The sequence below is a fragment of the Roseibium aestuarii genome (genome assembly GCF_008477545.1).
GTDB lineage: Bacteria > Pseudomonadota > Alphaproteobacteria > Rhizobiales > Stappiaceae > Roseibium > Roseibium aestuarii.
Map to the genome: position 1 here is coordinate 1 of NZ_VORA01000012.1, position 2,500 is coordinate 2,500.

The 2,500-nt window shown below is 55.0% G+C and carries 2 rRNA genes (1 of these 2 cut by a window edge); both read right to left on the reverse strand.

Annotated features, from left to right (window positions below):
* Positions 1 to 25 precede the first annotated feature (25 nt).
* Positions 26 to 140, reverse strand: a 5S ribosomal RNA gene (gene rrf / locus FR728_RS19110).
* A 193-nt stretch (positions 141 to 333) separates the two neighbouring features.
* Positions 334 to 2,500 (reverse strand): 23S ribosomal RNA (locus FR728_RS19115); it runs 578 nt beyond the window's last position.

Genomic DNA, 2,500 nt, shown 5'->3' on the forward strand with positions numbered 1-2,500 from the left:
GAAGAGAATTGATTGCGTTTAGCAGGCCTGGCGGCGACCTACTCTCCCACACCTTAAGATGCAGTACCATTGGCGCTGGGGAGTTTCACGGCCGAGTTCGGGATGGGATCGGGTGGGGGCTCCCCGCTAGGGCCACCAGGCCGGCGAAGCGCAATCAAATTGAGAACTGGTCTTATTTTTTTGTCAGGTTTCGCGCAATTTGCTTTGGGCACCGACGAAGCGAAGCTTCGCAAGCACAAGCGTGCGCCGGCCACGTTTGGCCGCGTGGTTCGCAGCCGTTGGCGTTAGCCAACTGGCGTGAGAACATTTTGTGATGAACATGGACTAATGAGAGTGATCAAGCCGAACGAGCTATTAGTAAAGCTAAGCTTCATGCATTGCTGCACTTCCACACGCTTCCTATCGACGTGGTGGTCTTCCACGGCTCTTCAGGGAGAACTCGTTTTGAGGTGGGTTTCCCGCTTAGATGCTTTCAGCGGTTATCCCGTCCGTACATAGCTACCCTGCAATGCGGCTGGCGCCACAACAGGTCCACCAGAGGTACGTCCATCCCGGTCCTCTCGTACTAGGGACAGATCCTCTCAATTCTCCTACACCCACGGCAGATAGGGACCGAACTGTCTCGCGACGTTCTGAACCCAACTCACGTACCACTTTAATCGGCGAACAGCCGAACCCTTGGGACCTGCTCCAGCCCCAGGATGTGATGAGTCGACATCGAGGTGCCAAACAATGCCGTCGATATGGACTCTTGGGCATCATCAGCCTGTTATCCCCGGCGTACCTTTTATCCGTTGAGCGATGGCCCTTCCACGAGGGACCACCGGATCACTATGGCCGTCTTTCGACTCTGCTCGACTTGTCAGTCTCGCAGTCAGGCAGGCTTATGCCATTGCACTCAACGAGCGATTTCCGACCGCTCTGAGCCCACCTTCGCGCGCCTCCGTTACCATTTGGGAGGCGACCGCCCCAGTCAAACTACCCGCCACACACGGTCCCGGATATTGTTGTACCGCGGTTAGATATCCATGACGACAAGGGTGGTATTTCAAGGATGACTCCACAAGAGCTGGCGCTCCTGCTTCAACGTCTACCACCTATCCTACACATGTCGACACGAATACCAGTGTGAAGCTGTAGTAAAGGTGCACGGGGTCTTTCCGTCTGACCGCAGGAACCCCGCATCTTCACGGGGAATTCAATTTCACTGAGTCTGTGCTGGAGACAGCGGGGAAGTCGTTACGCCATTCGTGCAGGTCGGAACTTACCCGACAAGGAATTTCGCTACCTTAGGACCGTTATAGTTACGGCCGCCGTTTACCGGGGCTTCAATTCGGAGCTTGCACACCTCCTCTTAACCTTCCGGCACCGGGCAGGCGTCAGACCCTATACGTCGCCTTGCGGCTTCGCAGAGCCCTGTGTTTTTGATAAACAGTCGCCACCCCCTGGTCTGTGCCACCCCAAACTGGTTGCCCAATCTGGGGTCTCCCTTCTCGCGAACTTACGGGAGCAATTTGCCGAGTTCCTTCAGCACAGTTCTCTCAAGCGCCTTGGTATGCTCTACCAGTCCACCTGTGTCGGTTTCGGGTACGGTCTGTACGGTGGAGCTATTTCCTGGAACACCTTCGCCGCATCCCCAATCCAGTAAGGGGATACGACACACGGCATCCGTCACTACCACCAGGCCCACGAATATTAACGTGGTTCCCATCGACTACGCCTTTCGGCCTCGCCTTAGGGGCCGGCTAACCCTGCTCCGATTAGCGTTGAGCAGGAACCCTTGGACTTTCGGCGAGGGAGTCTCTCACTCCCTTTATCGTTACTCATGTCAGCATTCGCACTTCCGATACCTCCAGGAGCCCTCACGGGTCTCCCTTCACTGGCTTACGGAACGCTCCGCTACCGCGCATCATAAGATGCACCCGCAGTTTCGGTGTATGGCTTGAGCCCCGGTACATTTTCGGCGCGGAACCCCTTATTTAGACCAGTGAGCTGTTACGCTTTCTTTAAATGATGGCTGCTTCTAAGCCAACATCCTGGTTGTTTTGGGAGTTCTACATCCTTTCCCACTTAGCCATAACTTAGGGACCTTAACTGGCGGTCAGGGTTGTTTCCCTCTTCACAATGGACGTTAGCACCCACTGTGTGTCTGCCGAGTAGTACTTCTCGGTATTCGGAGTTTGGTTAGGATCAGTAAGGCGGTAAGCCCCCATAGCCCATCCAGTGCTCTACCCCCGAGAGTATTCGCTCGACGCTCTACCTAAATAGATTTCGCGGAGAACCAGCTATTTCCGAGTTTGATTGGCCTTTCACCCCTAGCCACAGCTCATCCCCGACTTTTTCAACAGGCGTGGGTTCGGTCCTCCAGTGCGTGTTACCGCACCTTCAACCTGGCCATGGCTAGATCACTCGGTTTCGGGTCTAATCCAACGAACTAAGGCGCCCTATTCAGACTCGGTTTCCCTACGCCTACACCTATCGGCTTAAGCTTGCTCGTTAA